The sequence below is a fragment of the Enterococcus sp. AAFC-DPL-5146 genome, from assembly GCF_058216635.1.
Map to the genome: position 1 here is coordinate 2,581,331 of NZ_CM177103.1, position 21,073 is coordinate 2,602,403.

Here is a 21,073-nt window from a genome sequence, read left to right on the forward strand (position 1 = left end):
TCTAAGAAGCTTGTCTAATCTAAATTGTTACTATTTTTTTAAAGTCTTAAAAACTAGTATTGTTCTATTCAAATAGGAACATACTCATCCTGTTATATCGACAGCTGGTTTGCCTAACGCAGGTATTTCACTTCCTGAACGCAAACAACGATACTTCAAGTTGATAGTCATAGACGGATGAATAGTCGGCTTATCCTTATCGGGATCTTTAATTTCTTCGCCATTCTCGTCGACAAACAAAATACGGAAAAATAATTTTTCAGGATCATCGGTCTGAGTTGCAATCGAAGAAGAAGGGATTAAATTAACATTATTATAGTAATTATTTTCAGCCTTCAGACTATCTAATCTGACTATCCTAGAGTACTGATCTTCTACACCATCTTTGCCGATAATAAGCTTTATACCTTCCCCCTTAGTACTTTCATAATTCATAGAAAGATTAATCTCACTTATTCGAACAAATGGAGGTAAATTCCAGCCAAAAGTATTTTTAGTTGGGTAACTTTTACCTGTCCAATGAGTCGGAACATACAGTTCATTTAATTCATAACTTGCAGGCGAGTTATACGTGCCATAATATTTAGGCAAAGGAACATAGTAACCATAATCCGTTTCCCCTCTACTGACATTGGGAGATTCTACAATTTTTAGAACTGGGATATACTTATTTTTAGTATTAAGAAGTGCTTGCCCATAGGAAACACCATTGAATTTCGTTGACTGAATCAGTCTCAATCGATTACGGATAGTACAATTTTCCAACGACAACATAGGCGTTCTTATTGACCCTCCAAATTGATTGTAGTTAGGATCAGAACCGAACATACTGAGATCAAGACTGATGTTATTGGGTAAACTGCAGTGACTAAAATCAGCCGTTGCAAGACCAGATAAATCTGCTAAAACAGAATCATCATGTTCAACGCCTTGTGCTGTGCTAGAGTCAATATGACTAATATTAAATTGACCATAATTTGCTTGCAAGATTGTTTTTTGTTTTCCTTCTCCACCTTCTAATCGCGAAGACCTAACTTGAACACGACTTGCTGAAGCAATATTTTGATAACCATCTGGAAAACTATAATCAGCCATAAATCGTAGATAGGTTTGTTTATCTCCTTTCATTAAAGCTAATGCATTTTCAATATAAAATTGAGAATAATTTGACGGCACATTGTACCATACTGAATTATCTGCATATGACGCAGTTTCAGTATTTTCAACCTTAAACTCCACTGCTTCAGGATTCTCGATATTAATTAGTTTTTCAAAATTTCGATAGGAACCGCCGTTTATTCGCAGACGATCACCTAGCCCATATCCTGTGTAATTAAAAAGAGTCCCACAAGGATTAGTCTGACCATCCACCCCCATATTATGGGCATTACCAGAAACTAAACTGAACCGTACGTTATTGAAATGTTGCTGTGATAGCGAATTAAAATGCTTCTTGGTTTCACCAAATGTTACGATACCTTCATTTCTCAATAAAGATCCATAACCAGCTTCTATATAACCACAAGGTTCAACAACCAGATCATCAACATAAAGTTGATTGATATTTGTTGTCTCACCAATCAATGTGTCCGTTTCTGCTAGTGGAACAAACAGAATCGTACAAAAATTACCTTTAACACTAAAATCAAACGGTGATCTAGTTAAACTAAGATAGCTTTTGTGTTTTGTAAACTCTTCTCCTCGTTTAGACATAAGTCTCATATCCTCAATTGCTTCATTTAATATTTGAGACCCTAATGCATTGTCACCTTTTACAATTATTTTTCCATTAGGTTGTAATTCTAACGGGCATATCGTATGTAGGTCACTTGTTGATGGTGCGTGAAAGCTAGCATCTTGCGCCATTTTACAGGCTCTTTTTAGCGCTTCCGTTGAATCAGTTCCACTTGGCAAGTCTCCTATTACATTTTTCCCGCTGGTTGAGCTTCCCCAAGTTGCGGGATGTTTAGCATCTGCCTTCACACCGAACCAAGCAGCTTTAACATGCGTTAAAGCGGGGTAATCAACAACAGGAGTATTATTATCTTTATACGTTGTTGTGACCTGCCCTTCACCAGAAAAAATTTGATAATGTCCTGCTTCAATATCCGAATTCACAAACAACGTTTCGTCAGGCAAAACCTTAAATGTTGCTCCTTTTTCAAAAATCAACCTAGGCTTATTTGATATTTTCCCTCCACTAAATATAAATACTCCTGCTGGAACAATAACATCCTGCTCCAAGTTGTTTAATTTACTAATAAATTGGGCATTATCAGTGACACCATCATTAGCAAATCCTAAATCTGAATCTAACAAAGACTTTCTTTCCATTTACTTAACCCCTCTCTTTATTCCTTTTATTATAAAATTACGACAGTAGCTTGACGCTTCTGTATCTTAATAATGCCATTAGTTCTTATCCTTCACCTTTCGAAATACCTCCAACACTCCCCCATGACTTTATAAAAAAATAAGAGCTTGGAAATAATTGTAACGCCTCTTTTAACATCAGGTTTTGAACCTAATGATTAAGGAGATACAACCATTCCAAACTCTTATTATTTATTGCTTAAATATACTTCTCTTCATTTTATTTCAGATCCAGACAAAACAATGCTAATTTTATTTATTCACTATCACTATTTTCGACTCTTTTTTCTGAAATAATCTGATACATTTTTTCCGCATCTTCTTTTTTCGTTGAATCACGAAGTTCAAGTACTTCAATTTCTAAGATTTTGTTTCCAAATTGGATCTTGACTTGATCACCAATTTTTACATTGCTTGATGACTTTGCCAAGATACCATTAATTTGAATCCGACCTTTATCCGCAACTTCTTTAGCCACAGGTCTTCTTTTGATAATTCGAGACACTTTTAAAAATTTATCTAAACGCATAAAACCTACCTCTTCATTCTTAATATTTTCGCTCCAAACGGTAATGTTAGCCATTCTCGTATTGTAAATAATTTTATTTTGATTATGATAAAAATAAATGTTGCTCCACCAATAAAAACGCCCAACAACGTAACGATTAATGCTTGACCACGATGACTAACCGTTCCAATCACCAGCCCAATAACACCTTGATAACAGAGTAACACAATTCCCATCATACCTAAACTGATAGTTAATTTTTTCAGAAAGTGATTTTCTACACCAAATCGATTGATTTCTTTTTTTGAGAAGAGCACCAAGAAAAATAATGTAGCAACTAGTCCTGCAATAGTAGAAACACTTGCACCAACCGTTCCCCAACTATATGTTAGCGAGCTTGTTAAGAATAGTTTGATGAGTAAACCTACTCCAGCAGAAACTATGGATGTCGTAAACTGGCTACGACTTTGCAAAATACTTTGATACGCTTGAATAACTGCCATAAACGCTATGGAACAAACGTATATCCCTAAAACGCCATTTCCTTTGTAATCTTTAAATAAAGCAAAATTCATATAAGGAAGCAATAAAACTAAGCCCAACGAAGCGGCTGTAGCAATTGTTGTCGTTAAACGTAAAAATATTTTTGCAGCTTTCAAAAAACGCCCTTGTTCCTGACTGATAAAATATTTTGTCAGAGCTGGTAAAAAACTTGAGCTTAGTGCCAAAGCAACGACGAGACCTAATTGCACCAAAGGTTGACCTCGATCATAAATACCTTTATCGATTTTAGCTGCAGAATCACTGATCCCAGAAGCAACTAATGAATTTTTTACAAAAAATGAATCAATCAATTGAAAGAAAATCAAAAACGCACTATATAAAGAAACAATTCCGCCTTCTACTACTAAACGTCCAAATAATTTTCCAGAACCTTTTTCCACTTTCCACTCAGTAAGATACGCTGAACTGCCGACACGGATTTTTTTGTCATAGTACCACAAAATTCCAGCAGCGATTATGCCTCCTAACAAGGATCCTCCCATCGCAATTGTTCCTGTCTGATAAACAGACCAACCGAATTGGCTAAAAGAATACGCAGCAACCAAAATCACACCCACTCGAATAATTTGTTCCATTACTTGAGAAACAGCGCTTGGAATCATTAGTAAGTGTCCTTGAAAATTCCCACGATAAAAAGACAGTATCGGAACTAACAAAAATGTAAAAGAGACGACTTGAATCAACGAGGCTAATCGAACGTCTCCCATCATAAAGGCAATTTCATGACTACCCAAAAAGAAAAACGCCCAACATAAACCGGCAATCACAAACACAAAAGGAAACAATTGTTGTAAAACCTTTTTCTGTGCGCTAATCTCTCGTTGTTCTGCTACTACTTTTGAAATAAATTGAGGCAGCCCCGACAACGCCAATGTCATAGCAATTCCATAAATCGGATATACTTGCTGATATACATAGAACCCTTCATCACCAACTAAGTTTTGAAAAGGCACACGATAAACTGCACTCAGTACTTTAGCGATAAATGACGCAACAGTTAAAACAGCAGCGCCGTGCATCATCGTTCGCATCTCATTACGCGCCATGGTTGACCTCCTATTCTAAAAGTCGGCTGGGCTCGCTCAGCTCTGACAGAAAAATAGAAAAAATAGACTGAGACACTCTTTGACTCCTTCAATTTTTATCTTTTTCCTGAGAAACTGGCTCATGAAACTAGCTAACTTTGCTCTTCATCAACAGCAATTGTCTTGTACTTTTCTTGCCTTAAAGCTGCAGTAAATAAAGCAACTTCTTGCAGCCAAGCAGCTTCTTTCATGTCTTTAGGCACTTTCAAGCGAACCGACATTTTTTCATTATCTACAGCTAAGTCTGCTTTCAACTGAGTTTTAGATAATGCTTCAAAAATTTGTTCTACATTATAAGTCTTAGTACCGATCTTGCTTAAGGTAAACGTGATTTCTAACTGTCGTTTACGAATCGTTTCTACTAAAGCACGATCTCCGTCCATTTTAATTTGTCCAGTAGTCAATAAATGAGCCACTTCGTCTGGATACTCTCCAAAACGATCCAGAAGATCCGCTTCCAATTCATCATACATATCCATATTTTCCAATTGACGAATTCGTTTGTAAATTTCAATTTTCTGACGTTCATCAGCAATATAGCTTGTTGGTAAATAAGCATCGATACCCAAATCGATTTCAACAGATGTTTTCTGATCTTGAATGTTTTTCCCTTGTTTACGAGCCACTGCTTCTGAAAGCATTTGTGAATACATGTCAAAACCAACCGAATCGATAAATCCGTGTTGTTGCGCACCTAATAAATTCCCTGCTCCACGAATGGATAAATCCCGCATAGCAATCTTAAATCCAGAACCTAGTTCAGTAAAATCTTTGATCGCTTCTAAACGTTTTTCACTGACTTCATTTAAGATTTTTTGTTGTTCGTACATAAAATAAGCATACGCTACACGATTGCTCCGACCGACTCTTCCTCGCAATTGATACAATGTAGATAAGCCCATATAATCAGCATTTTCCACAAATAGCGTATTTGCATTAGGAATATCAACACCCGTTTCAATGATTGTTGTCGTGACGAGAACATCATATTGTCGCTCAATAAAATCAAATAGCGTATTTTCCAATTGAACTTCCGTCATCTGACCATGTGCATAAGCGATTCTAGCATCTGGAACCAAGGCTTGGATTTCTTCTACCTTTTGCTCAATCGTATCCACCCGATTATAAAGATAGAAGACTTGTCCATCACGGGCCATTTCTCTTTCGATAGCTTCTCTAACAGCCCCTGGATTATTTTCCATGACGTATGTTTGGATCGGATAGCGGTTTTCTGGCGGCGTTTCAATGACAGAAAGGTCACGTACCCCAAGCATCGACATGTGCAGTGTTCTAGGGATTGGCGTCGCTGTTAGTGTTAAAACGTCCACTTGTGCTCGAAGTTGTTTCAAGCGTTCTTTGTGTTTTACCCCAAAGCGTTGTTCTTCATCGATTACTAACAAACCAAGATCACTAAAATTCACGTCTTGTGATAGCAAACGATGTGTTCCAACTACAATATCCACTTGACCATGTTTAATTTTTTCGATTGTTTCACTTTGCTGTTTTTTCGTTCTAAAGCGGCTCAACAAACCAACTTCCACTGGAAATCCTTCAAAACGATCCAGCATGGTTTCATAGTGTTGTTGTGCCAAAATAGTTGTAGGAACTAAAAAAGCGACTTGTTTATTGTTATTGATTGCTTTAAACGCCGCACGCAAAGCAACTTCTGTTTTCCCGTAACCGACATCCCCCACAAGCAAGCGATCCATCGGTCTAGTTTTTTCCATATCATGTTTGATTTCAGCGGTACTACGTAACTGATCGTCAGTTTCACTGTAAGGAAATGCATCTTCAAATTCTTTCTGGTAGGCATCATCCGGCGGAAATGCATAGCCTTTTTCAGATTCTCTTGAGGCATAAAGCTGAATCAAATCATCAGCGATATCTTCAATTTTAGATGATACTTTGCGCTTAGTTTTGCTCCATTCACTACCACCTAATTTATTGACTTTTGGTGATTTCGCTTCTGAAGCGACGAATTTTTGAATCAAGTTCAGCTGTGTTACAGGAATAAACAGTTTATCATCATTTTGATACAAAATAGTGATGTAATCTTGATGAACACCGTCAACTTCTAAAGTCTGCATGCCAATATATTTACCGATCCCATGATTCGCATGAACGACATAGTCACCTGTTTTTAAATCGCTATAACTTTTTAGGCGTTCTGCATTGGAAACCGTTTGACGTCGTGCTCTTTTTTTCGTTGTTGTATGGAAAATTTCTTTCTCCGTGATGGCAACGATTTTTTCAACTGGCAATTCAAATCCCGACTGTAGTGAGCCTTCGACGATTTGGATTTTTCCTGCTATTAACTTATCAGGAGAGGCTGTCACACTTGAAATATCAAAATCACGAAACAGCTCTTCGACTTTTTGACTACGTTCTTTTGTTGGAACAAAAACGACAACCGTCTGATCTTGTTTTTGCCAACGATCCATTTCCGTTTTCAATAAAGGCATTTGACCAAAAAATTGCTGCATGGAACGGTATTGAAAATTATGCACAGCTTGAAAACGCAGATTGCCCATTCCTTTTTGAAACAACGAAAAGAAGGTCGTTGGAAAAGTCATTTTCCGAACTTGCTCATGAAACTCTAAACCAAATGTCTGTTCAGGAAAAACACGCATTTCTTCTAATTTAAGTACTTGCCATTCGTTCTCTTCACGAAGGATTTCACGCTCTGCTTCTAAAATCCGAGCATAGTCATCCACGAAAACGAAACTATCTTCAGGTAAATAATCAAGCAACGTCGTTTTTGTTTCATATAGAAAATCAGTATAATAATGTGCTGTATCCGTAGGAACACCTTGATTCCAAGAGGTTGCTAACTGCCCAAAGTAATCTTGAAGGAAATCTTTTTCAGCGGCATCTTTAGCGATGGCTATTCTTTTTTCCAGTGCATTGTTTAGTTGTTTTTCACCGTGAACCAAATCTTCTTTTGAAAACACAAGATCTGTCATTGGTGACAGCGTTACAGATTCAATGTTCCCCACAGAACGTTGTGTATCGGCTTCAAAATAACGCAGAGAATCAATTTCAATATCAAATAATTCCGCTCTGACAGGATATTCAGAATTGAGCGGATACACATCAACAATGCTGCCTCGGATACTGAAATCTCCTGGCTTGCCAACTAAAGATTGACGTTCATAGCCCATTAATACAAGCTGCTGCGCTAAAGTATCTAATTCAATTTCTCCGCCAATTGACCAATGCAATTGGGCTTGTTTCCACGTTTGTTTACTTGGCAAATATTTTCTTAAGCCGGCTACAGGAACAACTACAATTCCTGCTTGATCGGTTAAAAGAAAGTTAAGGGTTGCTACTCTTTCCGCTCTAGCTTCTGGTGAAGAAAAAGCCATCTCAGCAGACAGCACTTCATCCACGGGAAATAAATAGACTTCTTCATCAGATAACACGTTGCGAAAATCTTCAACTAATTGATTTCCATAATAAAGATTAGGAACTGCAACAACGATTTTTTTATTTTTTTCTTTGAAGCCACTAGTCATAACCAGTGTTTTGGCAGAGCCTGCTAAGCCTGTAATCAACTGGCGACTATTTTCTGTTAGTTGATTACGCCAATCTTTGGCTAGTTCACTTGCACCAATTCGTTCAATGATGTTCACGTTAGACTCCTCCTATAATTTAAAAGCGTAGTGGGCTCGTTTCGCCTCCAATGAAAAAATAGAGAAAATTGAACGAGGTGCTTTTTACCTCATTCAATTTCCATCTTTTTTCCCGAGAAACTAACTCACGAAGCTAGACAATAAATTCCCCAGTTGTTTATTTTCCATTAAATTGATTCATCGTATCAACAAACGTATGCCCTTCACAGGCATAAATGGCTGCATCCGCTGCATTTTTTACGGCTATCAATATTTCTTCGTGACTTTCTTTTGGAAATCCACTTAATACATGATGAACTACTGTATTGCTGCCTATTGGACGTCCAATACCGATTTTAATTCTCGGAAACTCATTTGTTCCTAAATGAGAAATCAAACTTTTTATCCCGTTATGTCCGCCAGCTCCACCTTTTTCACGTAGACGAATTTTGCCAACTTCTAAATCTAAGTCATCATAAATAACAATCAACTCTTCATCTTCCACACCATAATAAGTCATTAACGGTCCAACTGATCGACCAGACTCATTCATAAATGTCAGAGGTTTGACCAACATGATTTTTTCTGTTCCTATAAAGAACTCTGCGATATCTGCTTCAAATTGACTTTTATTGAATGTCGCATTGTAACGGTGAGCAATTTCATCTACTGTAATAAAACCAATATTATGTTTTGTTTCTTGATACTTGCTTCCTGGGTTACCTAGCCCGATGATCATTTTCATTTTGTTTATATTCTCCTTATAATTAAGAGGTTTAAACAAAAGCTGATTCTATAAGCTTTTGTTTTTTCACCACTGTATATTCATTCTCCAACACAAAATACCCGAGCAGGAAAATCTTCTGCCCAGTTTTTTTATAATTATACCATAAAACAGTCAATTGCCGAATCTTTTAATTTGTTAAAAAAAACGTAAGGCTGATTTATTTTTTTCACTGGAAAAAAATAATCAAAAATACAAATAGTGAAATAACGCACATGAAAGAGTTTTCTTATGATACAGAAGGAAAAACTGTATTAATATATAAAACAAACACCGTGACAAAACTCACAAACGATGGTATTATCATTGTGATAAAACAATTATCTGAAAGGGATGATACACATGACTGCAGCAGTAGGATATAAAGATCATCAAAAAGTGATTTTAGTTGGAGATGGCGCCGTCGGATCTAGTTACGCTTTTGCCTTAGTCACTCAAAACATTGCACAAGAAGTTGGAATTATAGATATAGATATCAAGAAAACAGAAGGAGATGCCGCTGATTTATCTCACGCATTAGCCTTCACTTCTCCTAAAAAAATTTATGCAGCTACTTATGACGACTGTCATGATGCTGACCTTGTGGTATTAACTGCAGGAGCCGCACAAAAACCTGGCGAAACAAGAATTGATTTGGTTCACAAAAATTTGAAAATCAATAAGCAAATTGTAACTGCAATTGTTGATTCTGGTTTCAATGGCATTTTCTTAGTTGCCGCTAATCCAGTCGATATTTTAACCTATTCTACATGGAAATTCTCAGGATTTCCAAAGGAACGCGTTATCGGGTCAGGAACCTCACTTGATTCTGCTCGCTTCCGTCAAGCAATCGCCGAATTAGTTGACGTGGATGCTCGTAATGTCCATGCATATATCTTAGGTGAGCACGGAGACACAGAATTTCCAGTTTGGTCTCATGCAAACGTTGCTGGATTGCAAATTTATGAATGGGTCAAAAATAATCCGGACGTAGATGAGGAAGCGATGGTTAATCTATTCTTTAATGTAAGGGATGCGGCTTATTCAATCATTGAGAAAAAAGGCGCAACATTCTATGGAATTGCAGCGGCCTTAGCCCGAATTACTAAAGCAATTTTAGACGATGAAGATTCCGTCTTCCCACTTTCTGTTTATTTAGATGGTGAGTACGGACAAAACGATATTTATATCGGTGCACCAGCTGTTATCAATCGTCAAGGAATCAAACAAGTCATTGAAATTCCATTGTCAGATTCGGAAATGGATCGAATGAATGCTTCTGCTAATGCTTTGAAAGAAGTTATCCAATCAGCATTTGAGAAATTTGAAGCGGAAAACAATTAAAAAACTCTCTATCCGAAGTCATCCTGCTTCGGATAGAGAGTTTTTATTGTTAATCAAGTTAACCTTGTCAGGCAAGGTTACTTACATTGGCAAATATTCTAACATCACATCACTATCTTTTGGCTCTACGTTTCCAGCATAATTTGGTGTTGCCAAAGATACCCCACCATTTTTATTTATAAAAGTATAAAAATCACCTGAAATTATACGGTCCTGATCGCTGTATATACGTTCTCCAAGTACTAATTCTGTATTTACGTTAACGCTACGTATAGCATTGTTCCCTGCTGAAAATATGCGTATTGTTTTTGTGGGAATCTGCTGATATGAAACCTCGTAACTCGTTACATGTTCTTGTTCTGGTGCCTTTAATCCAAATGATACTATGCCTTGTGATGCATTTTCAAAAGAAAATTCAATAGCATTCGGAATATTCATTCCCTTATTAACAAACACTTGATTCGCTTTAAACGTATCCAATGAAACTTCATAAGGATAGGCTTTTGTCACGTCTTCTTTTGTCGTCTCTTGAGTAGCTTGTTCTTCAGATGAACTACTTGAAATTTGTTTTGTTGAATCACCTGTACTTGATTTTGATGTTGAAGTATTTGAGTTATTAGACTCAGTCTCTTTCTTCACAACAGAACTGCTAGTCGTTGAGCTTTCCAAACTTTTATTGGATTCCTGTATATTTGAACAACCTGAAAGTAAAAAAATTGCCCCAAAAACAAAATAGATTTTTTTATTCATACTTTTCATTGTCTCCTCAATTTTCATTTTTTCATGTCTATTTTATCATTTATACAAAATACCTTTTTCAATCAACACTTCTTTTATATCTTTAAGTACTTCTTCATTTTCACAACGAATCGTATGCAAGTGAATCCCTTCAGTCAACTCAGACAATAACGAAGCGCTATTTTTTTTATAGGCTTTGACAAATTCTTTCACTTCTTTTTCTGTGCGAATATACAGTCCACCCGTTAATTCCCCATAAATCGGATGTTCTACCACTACATCCAGAATTTCACCACCTAGAGAAACAATCGTCAATAGTTCCTCTTCCGTTTGCTCAGGTGAATGTTGACAAGCAATTTTTCTGATAATCCCTTTTTTATCTTTTTTAGCCTCAAGTAAATACCCTCGAGCTGTTGCAATAATTTCGTAGCCTGCTGCTCGTAAAAGTGCAACATCTCCAACTACTATTTGGCGACTGACCTTGAATTCTTTCGCAAAGAGACTGGCACTCACTGGCTTTTCTGCTGATTCTAATTCAAGTAAAATCGCTTCTCGTCTTTTTATGCCATCCATTCACTTTCCTCCTGTTACCTTAGTCTAGTTGTTTTTGCTGAAATTGTTTTGAAACATCCATGATTTCTTGGTAAGTCTCCTTAATAACTTCTTTATACTTATCATTTTTTACATAACTATCAATTTTTGCTAGCACTTCTTTTTCTCTAGATATATCTAAAATTGGCTGTTCTGATGTTTTTTTGATTGCAACAATGGCTTCCACAACATCCATACGCTCTTCTAATAAAGCGACGATTTGTTTGTCTACTGCGTTGATTTTGTCTCGCTGAATCACCAGAGGGGGACGTTTTTCATCCACTTCTATTTCTTTGATAATTTTCGCTGGATTCCCACCAATGACACAGTTATCTGGAAATGATTTTGTTACTACAGCCCCTGCTGCCACAACAACATTATCGCCTAAAGTTACACCCGGAGTAATGACAACACCTCCGCCTAGCCAAACGTTGTTTCCTAATGTGATTGGTTTACCATATTCTAAGCCGCTGTTTCTTTTAACAGGATGTAATGGGTGAGTCGCTGTATATAATTGAGCATTCGGACCAAACATACAGTTGTCACCAATCGTAATCGGACAAATATCCAAGAAGATACTGTTGAAATTCGCATAAAAGTTTTTCCCAACATGAATATTAAAGCCATAGTCAAAACTAATAGAAGGTTCAATATAGCTGCCAGTTCCAGTTGTACCAAACGTTTCTTCCACTAACTGCCGACGAATCAAGTGATCTTCTTCTCGATTAATCAATTTCATTTGTTCTCTAGCAAATTTTCTTGCCGTCGTTAATTCTGGATCAGCAGCAAAATAAAGTTCGCCATCAATCATTTTTTGTCGTTCTGATTTTATCTCTTCCATAGTAACGCTCCTCTATAAAATATTTTCAAAAATCTTCGTTGCATCTTCTTTGAAAAAATAAGCCTCTTTACTTAATTGAATCGGTGTTTGATTGATTACTAAAATCTTTGCTGTATCAGCTGCATAATGAATCAAGTCACAAAAAGGATGCACTTGAAAGCTAGTTCCAACTATAACCACTAGTTCAGCGTTCGCGACAGCTTCAATTGAGCTCTCAATTGATTGTTCGCTTAAACCTTCTTCATATAAAACAATATTGGGTCTAATTTGTCCACCACATTGCTGATGGCGATCAGATACTAAATATGTGTTTGCTGAAACTTTTTGACCACATGATTGGCAATAGCAATCATACAAATCCCCATGGAAATTTACTAAATGCTGCGTTCCTGCCATTGCGTGAAGGCCATCTATATTTTGAGAAATGACCCATGTATTTTTTGTTTTTTCTAATTTTGCCATTTTCAGATGAATGAGATTAGGCTGGGCCTTAGGATGATACAATGTTTTCACAAATGAATAAAACTTTTCAGACTCTTCCAGTAGACATGTCCGACTTAACAAATATTCAGGACGTTCTATCCCGTGATATATCCCCGATAAGGATCGATAATCAGGTACACCCGAAGCAGTTGAAACACCTGCACCCGTCAAAAAAGTAATTTTTTCAGCTTGTTGGATTAGGTCCACAGCTTTTTGTTCATCAATTGATTGCATAGACTCATCTCCTAATACTTTTATTATAGCTTAAATGGATGTCAGATAGAAAAAATATTCGCATAAATTTAAATTTTAGCGATTCAGAATTGAAACTGTATCGCCTAAAATCATGTGAGAAGCTTTTAATATTGTTAAGTTTTTCACTGTCTTTTCATGACAAAAAAAAGAGAACGTGATAGAATACTTAATGTATAAAAGTGAGGTGAAACTTCGTGGTAGCATTTATTATTTATTGGGCAGCTATTTTAGTCTGCATCGCTTGGGGTGTTTTAAGTTTATGGTTTTCAATCTATTATCTTTCACGTAAAGAAAATGGAAACCTTTGGGCTTTCGCATTTTTAAACGTTCTTGCAGGTATTGTTTTAGCAATTGTTTTAGTTATTTACAAAACGTGGGATTTCGATATTACAACATATTCAAGCTTGATTTACACAATCTTAGCTTCATATGGCGTCTTAACAATCTTACAAGCGATTTTAGGCCGCGAACCAAAAGAGGCTGCAAAAGCTTAATTTTGTTAGTTAAATATCAAAAAGCACTGAAAAGATTTTCTTTTCGGTGCTTTTTCTTATATATCTGACATAAATGATTGATTACTTTTCTAATCGCTCAATTGCATTCGTTATCTCCACAATCACTTCTGCATCTTGTTCTTTCTCTAATAACTCATTCAAAATAACACGCCATTTTTCTGCTTCTCTATTTCCTAATTTACCAATGGCCCAAGCCGCAGTTCCTCTAATCACAGGACGCACATCTTCTTTTGCACAAACTAAAATTTCCGGTAACGCACTACGATCACCTAAATTAGCTAAAGCAATCAACGCGTTTCTTTGCAATGGTTTTTTCCCTCGCCAAGAACCTGAAAGATGCCCAAAGGTTTCTTTAAATTCTTTATTAGATAGGTTTAACATTGGTTTTAGCTTAGGGTAAACTGTATCAACTTCTGGTTCCATTTCTTTATGAAAATGAAAATTTTTCCCTTTATTATATGGACAAACTAGCTGACAAATATCACAGCCGTAAATCACATTACCCATTTTTTTACGATACTCTTCTGGTACCATTCCTTTGGTTTGAGTTTGATAAGCTAAACATTTTTGTGCATTCATGCTGCCGTCACCTAAAAGCGCTTGTGTGGGACAGGCTGTTACACAACGAGTACAGTCACCGCAGCCAAAAGGAACAGGTTCGTCCACTTCAAAATCAATATTTGTCACAATCTCTCCTAAGTAAACGAAAGAACCGAACTCTTCTGTAATCAACAAACCGTTTCTACCGATAAACCCTAATCCTGCACGCTGAGCTACAGCTACATCAACCAATTCTCCAGTATCCACTTGTGGAGCAAAACGCCATTCCTCCGATTCTTCCAAACTTTTAGCCTGAGATTGAATAAAATCAATCAATTTTGTTAAACGATCCCGCAAAATATCATGATAATCAATTCCCCAAGAAGCTCGAGAAAACATGCCTCTTTTCTCATCTCTTGGAACTTTCTCTTCGATTTTAGTTGGATAGGCTAACGCAATAGAAATAATTGTTTTTGGGTTTTCAAACGTTTTTTCTGGATAGATACGTTCTTCAATCACTTGATGTTCAAAACCTGAGTTAAATCCAAGTTCTTTTTGTTTTCTTAATGAATCCTCTAATTCATAAAAAGGTTCAGCCGAAGCAAAGCCGATTTTATCAATCCCTAACCGTTTACTTTCCTCAATAATTCTTTGTTTTAATGTCATGGTGTATACTCCTTAATTTAAAAGCTGAACACGCTCATTTAGTACGTCACTTAATTATAATCTACCAGTTAAATTATTGTCATTATTTTACTTTCGATTTGATAAATCTGTCGTTTATTGTCCAGATGAACTTGAAGCAAATGTTACCTGTTTAACAAAAATAATAATGATTACTATTGAAACTCTTCAAGAAGATTCTTATAAACATCTACTCAACTATATCAGCCCATGTAAAATACTCTTTATTAATATTAGCAACGATTCGCCTTTTTCTTAAACTAGGATAGACTGTTCCAGCAAACGCCTTGGCTATCACTTGCATAATCAATTTCTTGCTCTTATTCTGCCATAGTAGTTACTAGATTGCTATACTTTTCTCTTATAAAAAAGACTGATGACTTCTTAGTCATTAGCATGAATTTAATCAACAAGCGTCCATTTACCTATTTTGCTATTGTTCATTATGTATAAAAAAGAAGCAAAGAAAATCTTCGCTTCTTTTTTAGAACATCCACTGTTTAAATGGATCTTTATTCTTTAATCTTTCTTGGTTTAAAAAATAATAACGTACCTACTGCTAACACAATAAATCCAAGACTAGCGACAACACTTGTTTGTTCACCTGTCTGAGGTAGTTTTTCATTTGATTTATACGTATTTTTTTGATTATGGTTTGTTAAATTTATTGTTGCAGGTTTTTGAAGTACGACTTCTGGATCCACTGGTCTGATTGGTAGTATTGGTTTTTCAACCCCAATTTGTTTATAAACGAATGTTACATCATTCGTACCATCACCAAATGTTCCAGATAATATTGGTTCTACCACACTTGTATAGGTCAATGGTTGATTGTTTGAAGAAACATATTCATAGCCTTCAATAACTGGTGGCTCAACTGACCAGGCTACATTAGGTCTTCCTGTTAAAGATGTAGCCGCTTGGTCCATAATTAAATGGTTATTCTCATCCACTAATGATACAACAACAAGCAACCGCAAACGATCCATTACGTCTCTCAAAGCCTTCACTGCATCGTCTGCCTCCTTATTTGTTAAGGCATTGTCAAATGCATCAACAGCTTGATGAAACGCATTTTCAAAATCTACTTTGTCTTTAGCATTAGCAACCTTCGAACCAGATAACTTACTTGCTTCTTCTATAATTTCAGCTAAATGATCTCTACGAATTAGGCCATTACCGTCATTAATTGCAGCATAGATATCATTAGCTGCATTGACAACATTTACTCTGTTTGCAACAGCTAACCTTGGATTTATTGTACCATCCGCTTGCAGAATATCTAACAAAACAATTTCCCCTGCATCAACGGCGTCTTGTATCCTAGCTTTCTTAGCTTCAACTGATGCTGGTGTATATAGATTTTTAAATTCATCCGTGTTATTTATAATTTTAGTTGCTTCGTCAATTGCAATTTCTAAATTTTTTGCAAAACTTAACTCAACTGGTGCCGAAACTAAGCTATTGACTTTCTTATTGAGCTGTTTTATCACATCAGAAAGCCAACTATCTATCACACTTGGGTCAGCCAATAACTTTTCTGCTTCTTCCATTATTACTCTTAGTTCTGCTATTGACTCCGCTGTATATGTACCTTTATCAAGTTTTGATTGAGCTTTAGCAAGTGCAGCTCTAACTCTTTGTTTTTGCACCTCACTTGCTTTTGACATCTCCTTCTTTTCTATTTGCTCTCCTGATTGCTTTAATGCTTTTTCTTCTTTCCCCTCCGGAACTGATACTGCGTCTACTTTTTGGCTTTCCTCTACGATATTATTTGCAGACGTATCTCTATCTGGCGTCTCAGTTGCAGCTGAGTCCACCTTGTTTTCTTCTATCGGCTTAGGATTAACTACCTCACCAACCTGCTCTTCAGTATTTTGAGGAGCTACCATTTCACTTGATTCAGTTGTTTCATCTGTTACTGCTAAAACAGAAATTGGCGCTACCAATACCTGTATATTGAACAATGAAACGACAACCATACCTTTTAATAATTTTTTCATTTTTTCTCCCTCTTTAGAATCATCCTTTAAAAAAAAGTAAAATACTTTCTAAATTAAGCATATCATAGCAAAAGTTATTAGTTTCTCATCAATTTATTTTTTTCATAAAATTAATGAGAATTCTTTAACAATTCATCTACTTTTTTATTCCTATTATCTATTTTACAACACTGAGAATATTTATCTCGTCAAACAAATAAACCATTAAATAATTATGCTTAACACCTCGAAAAAGACGATTCTCAGTTCAATAGTCTTTTTATTTAACTAACAGAATTCTACGAGCTTAGGTTAATATGGCAGTGTAACTCTTGGGAGGAGTCTAAATATAGGATTACTTATAGACAATCTAAAAAAGAAAAACATGTTCTAAAACTAAAAAAACATTTGATCCACAACTCATTGTTTTGTTTTTTTGATACCTTTCTATTCATTCTCTTTTATAGCAATCCAACCATATAATAAATGAAAGATCTCTTGCATCCTTCACTATCTTATGTAAAAATGAATTACTTGATTCTAGAAGTACATTAAAGGAGCTATCTATGAAAAAATTAGCAATCGTTGGTGGCGGAATCATTGGACTGACCTTAGCCAACTACATCGATTTAAAAAAATATACTGTCACAATTTATGACAATCCAATAGGACAAGCGACCAAAGCGAGCGCTGGAATTATCTCCCCTTGGCTTTCTAAACGCCGCAATAAAAAATGGTATCAACTAGCAAAGGATGGTGCAGCCTTTTATCCTAAATTAGTGAAAGATTTTTCTCTATCGGAAAATGTCTATCAACAAACTGGAACATTGATCCTTCGCAAAGATGGTGAACTTGACTCATTGAGAAAACTGGCAGAAGAAAGAAAACGAACAGCTCCTGAAATTGGTGATATCCAATTATTGACGCCTCAACAAGTATCAGAAAAACTGCCTATATTAGCCAAAGCACCTGCTCTTTTTATCACGGGCGGTGGAAAATTAGATGGTGCTAGTTACTTAGAAACATTGCGGAAACGTGCGCTGACTCAACATATTACTTTAAAAACAGAGACGGTTAAACTTAACCGAACACAAGATAAGTGGTCTATTACTACCTCAACTGAAACAGAACCATTTGACGAAATCGCTTTATGTGCAGGCCCTGGCTTATCTTCTCTATTAGAACCTTTAGGATATAAAACTGATATTAGACCACAAAAAGGACAATTATTAGCTTTTGAAACCCCCTTTAAAGAAAGCGGTCACTGGCCTGTAGCCATGCTTGACGGGGAAAGTGATTTGATTCCTTTTGAAAATGGACAAATTCTAGTAGGAGCAACTCATGAAAACGAGGCTGGTTTTGATTTATCTCCCACTAAGGAAGCTTTTTCCATACTCAAGCAAAAAACAGCTCCATTTCTTACTAACTCAACTTTTTTTGAAGACTATCTATCTACCTATCGTGTTGGAACTAGAGCGTATACGTCGGATTTTGCACCATTTTTCAACTGTCTACCAGATGATCCTACGGCTGTTGTGGCAAGCGGCTTAGGTTCTTCTGGTCTAACAACTGGTCCTTATATTGGATTCCTTTTAGCCGAGTATTTTAATTCAGGAAAAAACAATTGGGATGAGTATCAAAAAACGATTGATCATTACTTGAAATAGCCACGACAAAACCGGTTAACTCACCTTATTTTGGTAAATTAGCCGGTTCTTGTTTTTTTAAAACGCCTCATCAAAAAGCAATTTTGACTGCAGCAAATACGGGTCTTGATACTTTACTGTTAATTCTTTTAAAAATGGTAATAATTCATCTTGCTCCAAAGAAAAAGTCTCCATCAAATTTTGATATTTTTCCCGTTCATCTTCTGTGACCTTATTTTTAAAATACCCCCAAACATGTTGATAGGCATTCAACGTATTTCCTTTTTTAGCTGGTTCAGCTAATGCGTGGTGAATATAACTATAAAAAGCTTGCTCTTTTTCTTCATTCCATGTATTATCAGCAAATAGTTTTCCGATAGCTTGATAATCTTGTTGGGATTTTGCCAGGATTAAATACTTCAATGATGCCCACTCTTGTTGTTTTTCTATGATTAATTTCAATATAATCCCCCGTCTTCTCTCATCCAGTATTCACAATGAAAAATGAGAAAAAGATGAGTATATTCTCTATTTTTTTTATAGTCTAATCATTAAAATTTATGATGATTAAAATGGTAACAGTTTACAATCAATATGTATAGTTTTTAGAAAATCTATGTTAAGTGAATTTTCTGAATATTAAAAAGAATTGAGGTTAGTATTTATGAACGATCAGCAGCTAGACAAATCTTTCTTGGGTCAACCCAAAGGCTTGTCTACACTCTTCTTCACTGAGATGTGGGAAAGATTTAGTTACTATGGTATGCGAGCAATTTTACTCTATTATATTTACGATACAGTCTCAAATGGCGGTTTAGGTTTACCAAAAGAAACTGCTTTGGCCATTATGTCGATTTATGGATCCTTGGTTTTTATGTCCAGTATTATTGGCGGTTGGATTTCAGACCGAGTATTAGGTGCTAGAAAAACCGTATTCTACGGCGGTGTATTCATTATGGTAGGGCATATTGTCTTGGCTACCCCGTTTGGCATTGCCGCTTTATTTCTTTCTATTTTTCTGATTGTAATCGGTACAGGAATGTTAAAACCTAATGTCTCCGGCATGGTAGGTCATCTTTACTCAAAAAAAGACACCCGGCGAGATGCAGGCTTCTCTATTTTTTATATGGGAATCAACATTGGCGCATTACTAGCACCATTTATTGTTGGTACATTAGGGCAAACGTATAATTATCATGTTGGGTTCTCAGTTGCCGCTTTTGGTATGTTTTTCGGTTTACTGCAATATTATTTACAAGGAAAAAAATCATTAGAGGGGATCGGCTTAAAACCTACCAATCCTATTGATTCAAACGAACGAAAACTATTCATTCGTTCATTAGTGATTGCCTTTATTTTTACTATCGTTCTTTTTGGCGGTGCATTTATTTTAGGTCACTTAACGATTGATTTCTTTATAAACACTGTCAGTATTTTAGGGATACTATTGCCTGTCTATTATTTTATAAAAATGCTGACATCTAAGAACGTAACAGAAGAAGAAAAACCAAGAGTGCTAGGCTATATCCCATTGTTTCTAGCTGGTATTGTTTTTTGGTCGTTAGAAGAACAAGGCTCATCTATTTTAGCACTATTTGCAAATGAACGAACGAATGACACCTTGTTTGGATTCTCCATTGCACCTAGTTGGTTTCAATCATTAAATCCAATTTTCGTTGTATTTTTGACTCCTATCTTCGTCACTTTGTGGACAAGATTAGGGAATAAACAACCGTCAACAGTCGTTAAATTTTCATTAGGTTTAATTTTTGCAGGTTTTTCTTTTGTCATTTTGATGTTGCCAGGTTTACTATATGGTACAAACGGAAGAGTTAGTCCTTTATGGCTATTTTTTAGTTTTTTCGTGATGATTGTAGGTGAAATGTGTATTTCTCCAGTTGGTCTATCCATCACCACAAAATTAGCACCTAAAGCTTTTGAATCTCAAACCGTAGCAATTTGGTTATTGGCAGACGCTGCTTCACAAGCTATCAATGCGCAAATCGCACGTTTTTATACACCTCAAACTGAATCCGCCTATTTTGGAATCGTAGGAACAGTAGCAGTTATTGCAGGTATTCTTTTGATTTTTTGCAAAAATCCAATCAAAAAATTGATGGGGACTATTCACTAAAAAAGATTATAAACTAAAAAAATACAGGATGAAGTGTTTTAGTAGCTAACTTCATCCTGTATTTTTTATCTGTGTTATTCGGCCTATTTTGTGTTACAGTGTCCATATTTAAAAATCTTGTAGTTAAGAAAATGCTGATTCTATTTGCCCATATCTGCTTGCACCACATCCGCGTCGTCAAGACTGACTCCTTTTGGAACAGGTATTTCCGATCCATCCTCGAATGTTTTAATTGTCACCTCTTGCCCATCAACGACTTCTGTACGTTCACTCACAACATCGGCTTCTTTTTTGTCAATTTTTTTCGTTTGTGGCTTAGTGTCTTCTTTACCATTATTCCCACCTCCACAAGCGGTTAATGGCGCTACTACTAGTAAAGTTAATAATACTAGTAAACCAATACTTCTTTTTTTCAA

The 21,073-nt window shown here is 36.0% G+C and carries 17 protein-coding genes; 4 read left to right on the forward strand and 13 right to left on the reverse strand.

Annotated elements, in window-relative coordinates:
• Positions 1–84: 84 nt before the first annotated feature.
• From AC4BB2_RS11905 to pth, 5 genes are all read right to left on the reverse strand, one after another.
• The gene (locus AC4BB2_RS11905) at positions 85–2,334 is read right to left on the reverse strand and encodes a hypothetical protein (protein ID WP_490473115.1); all 2,250 of its coding nucleotides are present in this window, start codon (positions 2,332–2,334) and stop codon (positions 85–87) included.
• Positions 2,335–2,629: 295 nt separating this feature from the next.
• The gene (locus AC4BB2_RS11910) at positions 2,630–2,902 is read right to left on the reverse strand and encodes an RNA-binding S4 domain-containing protein (protein ID WP_490473116.1); all 273 of its coding nucleotides are present in this window, start codon (positions 2,900–2,902) and stop codon (positions 2,630–2,632) included.
• Positions 2,903–2,907: 5 nt separating this feature from the next.
• The gene (locus AC4BB2_RS11915; RefSeq protein WP_490473117.1) at positions 2,908–4,491 is read right to left on the reverse strand and encodes a putative polysaccharide biosynthesis protein; all 1,584 of its coding nucleotides are present in this window, start codon (positions 4,489–4,491) and stop codon (positions 2,908–2,910) included.
• Positions 4,492–4,622: 131 nt separating this feature from the next.
• The gene (gene mfd / locus AC4BB2_RS11920; protein ID WP_490473118.1) at positions 4,623–8,162 is read right to left on the reverse strand and encodes a transcription-repair coupling factor; all 3,540 of its coding nucleotides are present in this window, start codon (positions 8,160–8,162) and stop codon (positions 4,623–4,625) included.
• A 157-nt stretch (positions 8,163–8,319) separates the two neighbouring features.
• Positions 8,320–8,886, reverse strand: a complete 567-nt coding sequence (gene pth / locus AC4BB2_RS11925; protein ID WP_490473119.1) for an aminoacyl-tRNA hydrolase — start codon at positions 8,884–8,886, stop codon at positions 8,320–8,322.
• 381 nt (positions 8,887–9,267) lie between these two features.
• Here pth and AC4BB2_RS11930 point away from each other — a divergent pair, with 381 nt between their 5' ends.
• Positions 9,268–10,248: an L-lactate dehydrogenase gene (locus tag AC4BB2_RS11930; RefSeq protein WP_490473120.1), complete on the forward strand. Its 981-nt coding sequence runs from the start codon at positions 9,268–9,270 to the stop codon at positions 10,246–10,248.
• An 81-nt stretch (positions 10,249–10,329) separates the two neighbouring features.
• On the opposite strand, the gene AC4BB2_RS11935 is transcribed toward AC4BB2_RS11930, so the two are convergent.
• From AC4BB2_RS11935 to AC4BB2_RS11950, 4 genes are read right to left on the reverse strand one after another with little or no spacing between them, the layout of a single operon-like run.
• The gene (locus AC4BB2_RS11935; RefSeq protein ID WP_490473121.1) at positions 10,330–10,998 is read right to left on the reverse strand and encodes a hypothetical protein; all 669 of its coding nucleotides are present in this window, start codon (positions 10,996–10,998) and stop codon (positions 10,330–10,332) included.
• Between the two features lie 45 nt (positions 10,999–11,043).
• Positions 11,044–11,559, reverse strand: a complete 516-nt coding sequence (locus AC4BB2_RS11940) for a transcription repressor NadR (protein ID WP_490473122.1) — start codon at positions 11,557–11,559, stop codon at positions 11,044–11,046.
• 19 nt (positions 11,560–11,578) lie between these two features.
• Positions 11,579–12,418: a chorismate mutase gene (locus tag AC4BB2_RS11945; RefSeq protein WP_490473123.1), complete on the reverse strand. Its 840-nt coding sequence runs from the start codon at positions 12,416–12,418 to the stop codon at positions 11,579–11,581.
• 12 nt (positions 12,419–12,430) lie between these two features.
• The gene (locus tag AC4BB2_RS11950; RefSeq protein WP_490473124.1) at positions 12,431–13,135 is read right to left on the reverse strand and encodes an NAD-dependent protein deacylase; all 705 of its coding nucleotides are present in this window, start codon (positions 13,133–13,135) and stop codon (positions 12,431–12,433) included.
• 215 nt (positions 13,136–13,350) lie between these two features.
• On the opposite strand from AC4BB2_RS11950, the gene AC4BB2_RS11955 reads away from it, so the two are divergent.
• Positions 13,351–13,650 (forward strand): hypothetical protein, encoded by a 300-nt coding sequence (locus AC4BB2_RS11955; protein WP_490473125.1) that lies wholly within the window; start codon positions 13,351–13,353, stop codon positions 13,648–13,650.
• Between the two features lie 81 nt (positions 13,651–13,731).
• Here AC4BB2_RS11955 and queG read toward each other — a convergent pair whose 3' ends face one another.
• Positions 13,732–14,877, reverse strand: coding sequence for a tRNA epoxyqueuosine(34) reductase QueG (gene queG / locus AC4BB2_RS11960; protein ID WP_490473126.1), 1,146 nt, complete (start codon positions 14,875–14,877; stop codon positions 13,732–13,734).
• 530 nt (positions 14,878–15,407) lie between these two features.
• Complete coding sequence (locus tag AC4BB2_RS11965; RefSeq protein WP_490473127.1) at positions 15,408–16,898, reverse strand: MucBP domain-containing protein; 1,491 nt, start codon at positions 16,896–16,898, stop codon at positions 15,408–15,410.
• A 545-nt stretch (positions 16,899–17,443) separates the two neighbouring features.
• Here AC4BB2_RS11965 and AC4BB2_RS11970 point away from each other — a divergent pair.
• Positions 17,444–18,544, forward strand: coding sequence for an NAD(P)/FAD-dependent oxidoreductase (locus tag AC4BB2_RS11970; RefSeq protein ID WP_490473128.1), 1,101 nt, complete (start codon positions 17,444–17,446; stop codon positions 18,542–18,544).
• A 57-nt stretch (positions 18,545–18,601) separates the two neighbouring features.
• On the opposite strand, the gene AC4BB2_RS11975 is transcribed toward AC4BB2_RS11970, so the two are convergent.
• Positions 18,602–18,985: a YbgA family protein gene (locus AC4BB2_RS11975; RefSeq protein ID WP_490473129.1), complete on the reverse strand. Its 384-nt coding sequence runs from the start codon at positions 18,983–18,985 to the stop codon at positions 18,602–18,604.
• Positions 18,986–19,187: 202 nt separating this feature from the next.
• Here AC4BB2_RS11975 and AC4BB2_RS11980 point away from each other — a divergent pair, with 202 nt between their 5' ends.
• Entirely contained in the window at positions 19,188–20,657 is a 1,470-nt protein-coding gene (locus AC4BB2_RS11980) for a peptide MFS transporter (RefSeq protein ID WP_490473130.1), read from the forward strand.
• 140 nt (positions 20,658–20,797) lie between these two features.
• Here AC4BB2_RS11980 and AC4BB2_RS11985 read toward each other — a convergent pair whose 3' ends face one another.
• Entirely contained in the window at positions 20,798–21,073 is a 276-nt protein-coding gene (locus tag AC4BB2_RS11985) for a hypothetical protein (RefSeq protein WP_490473131.1), read from the reverse strand.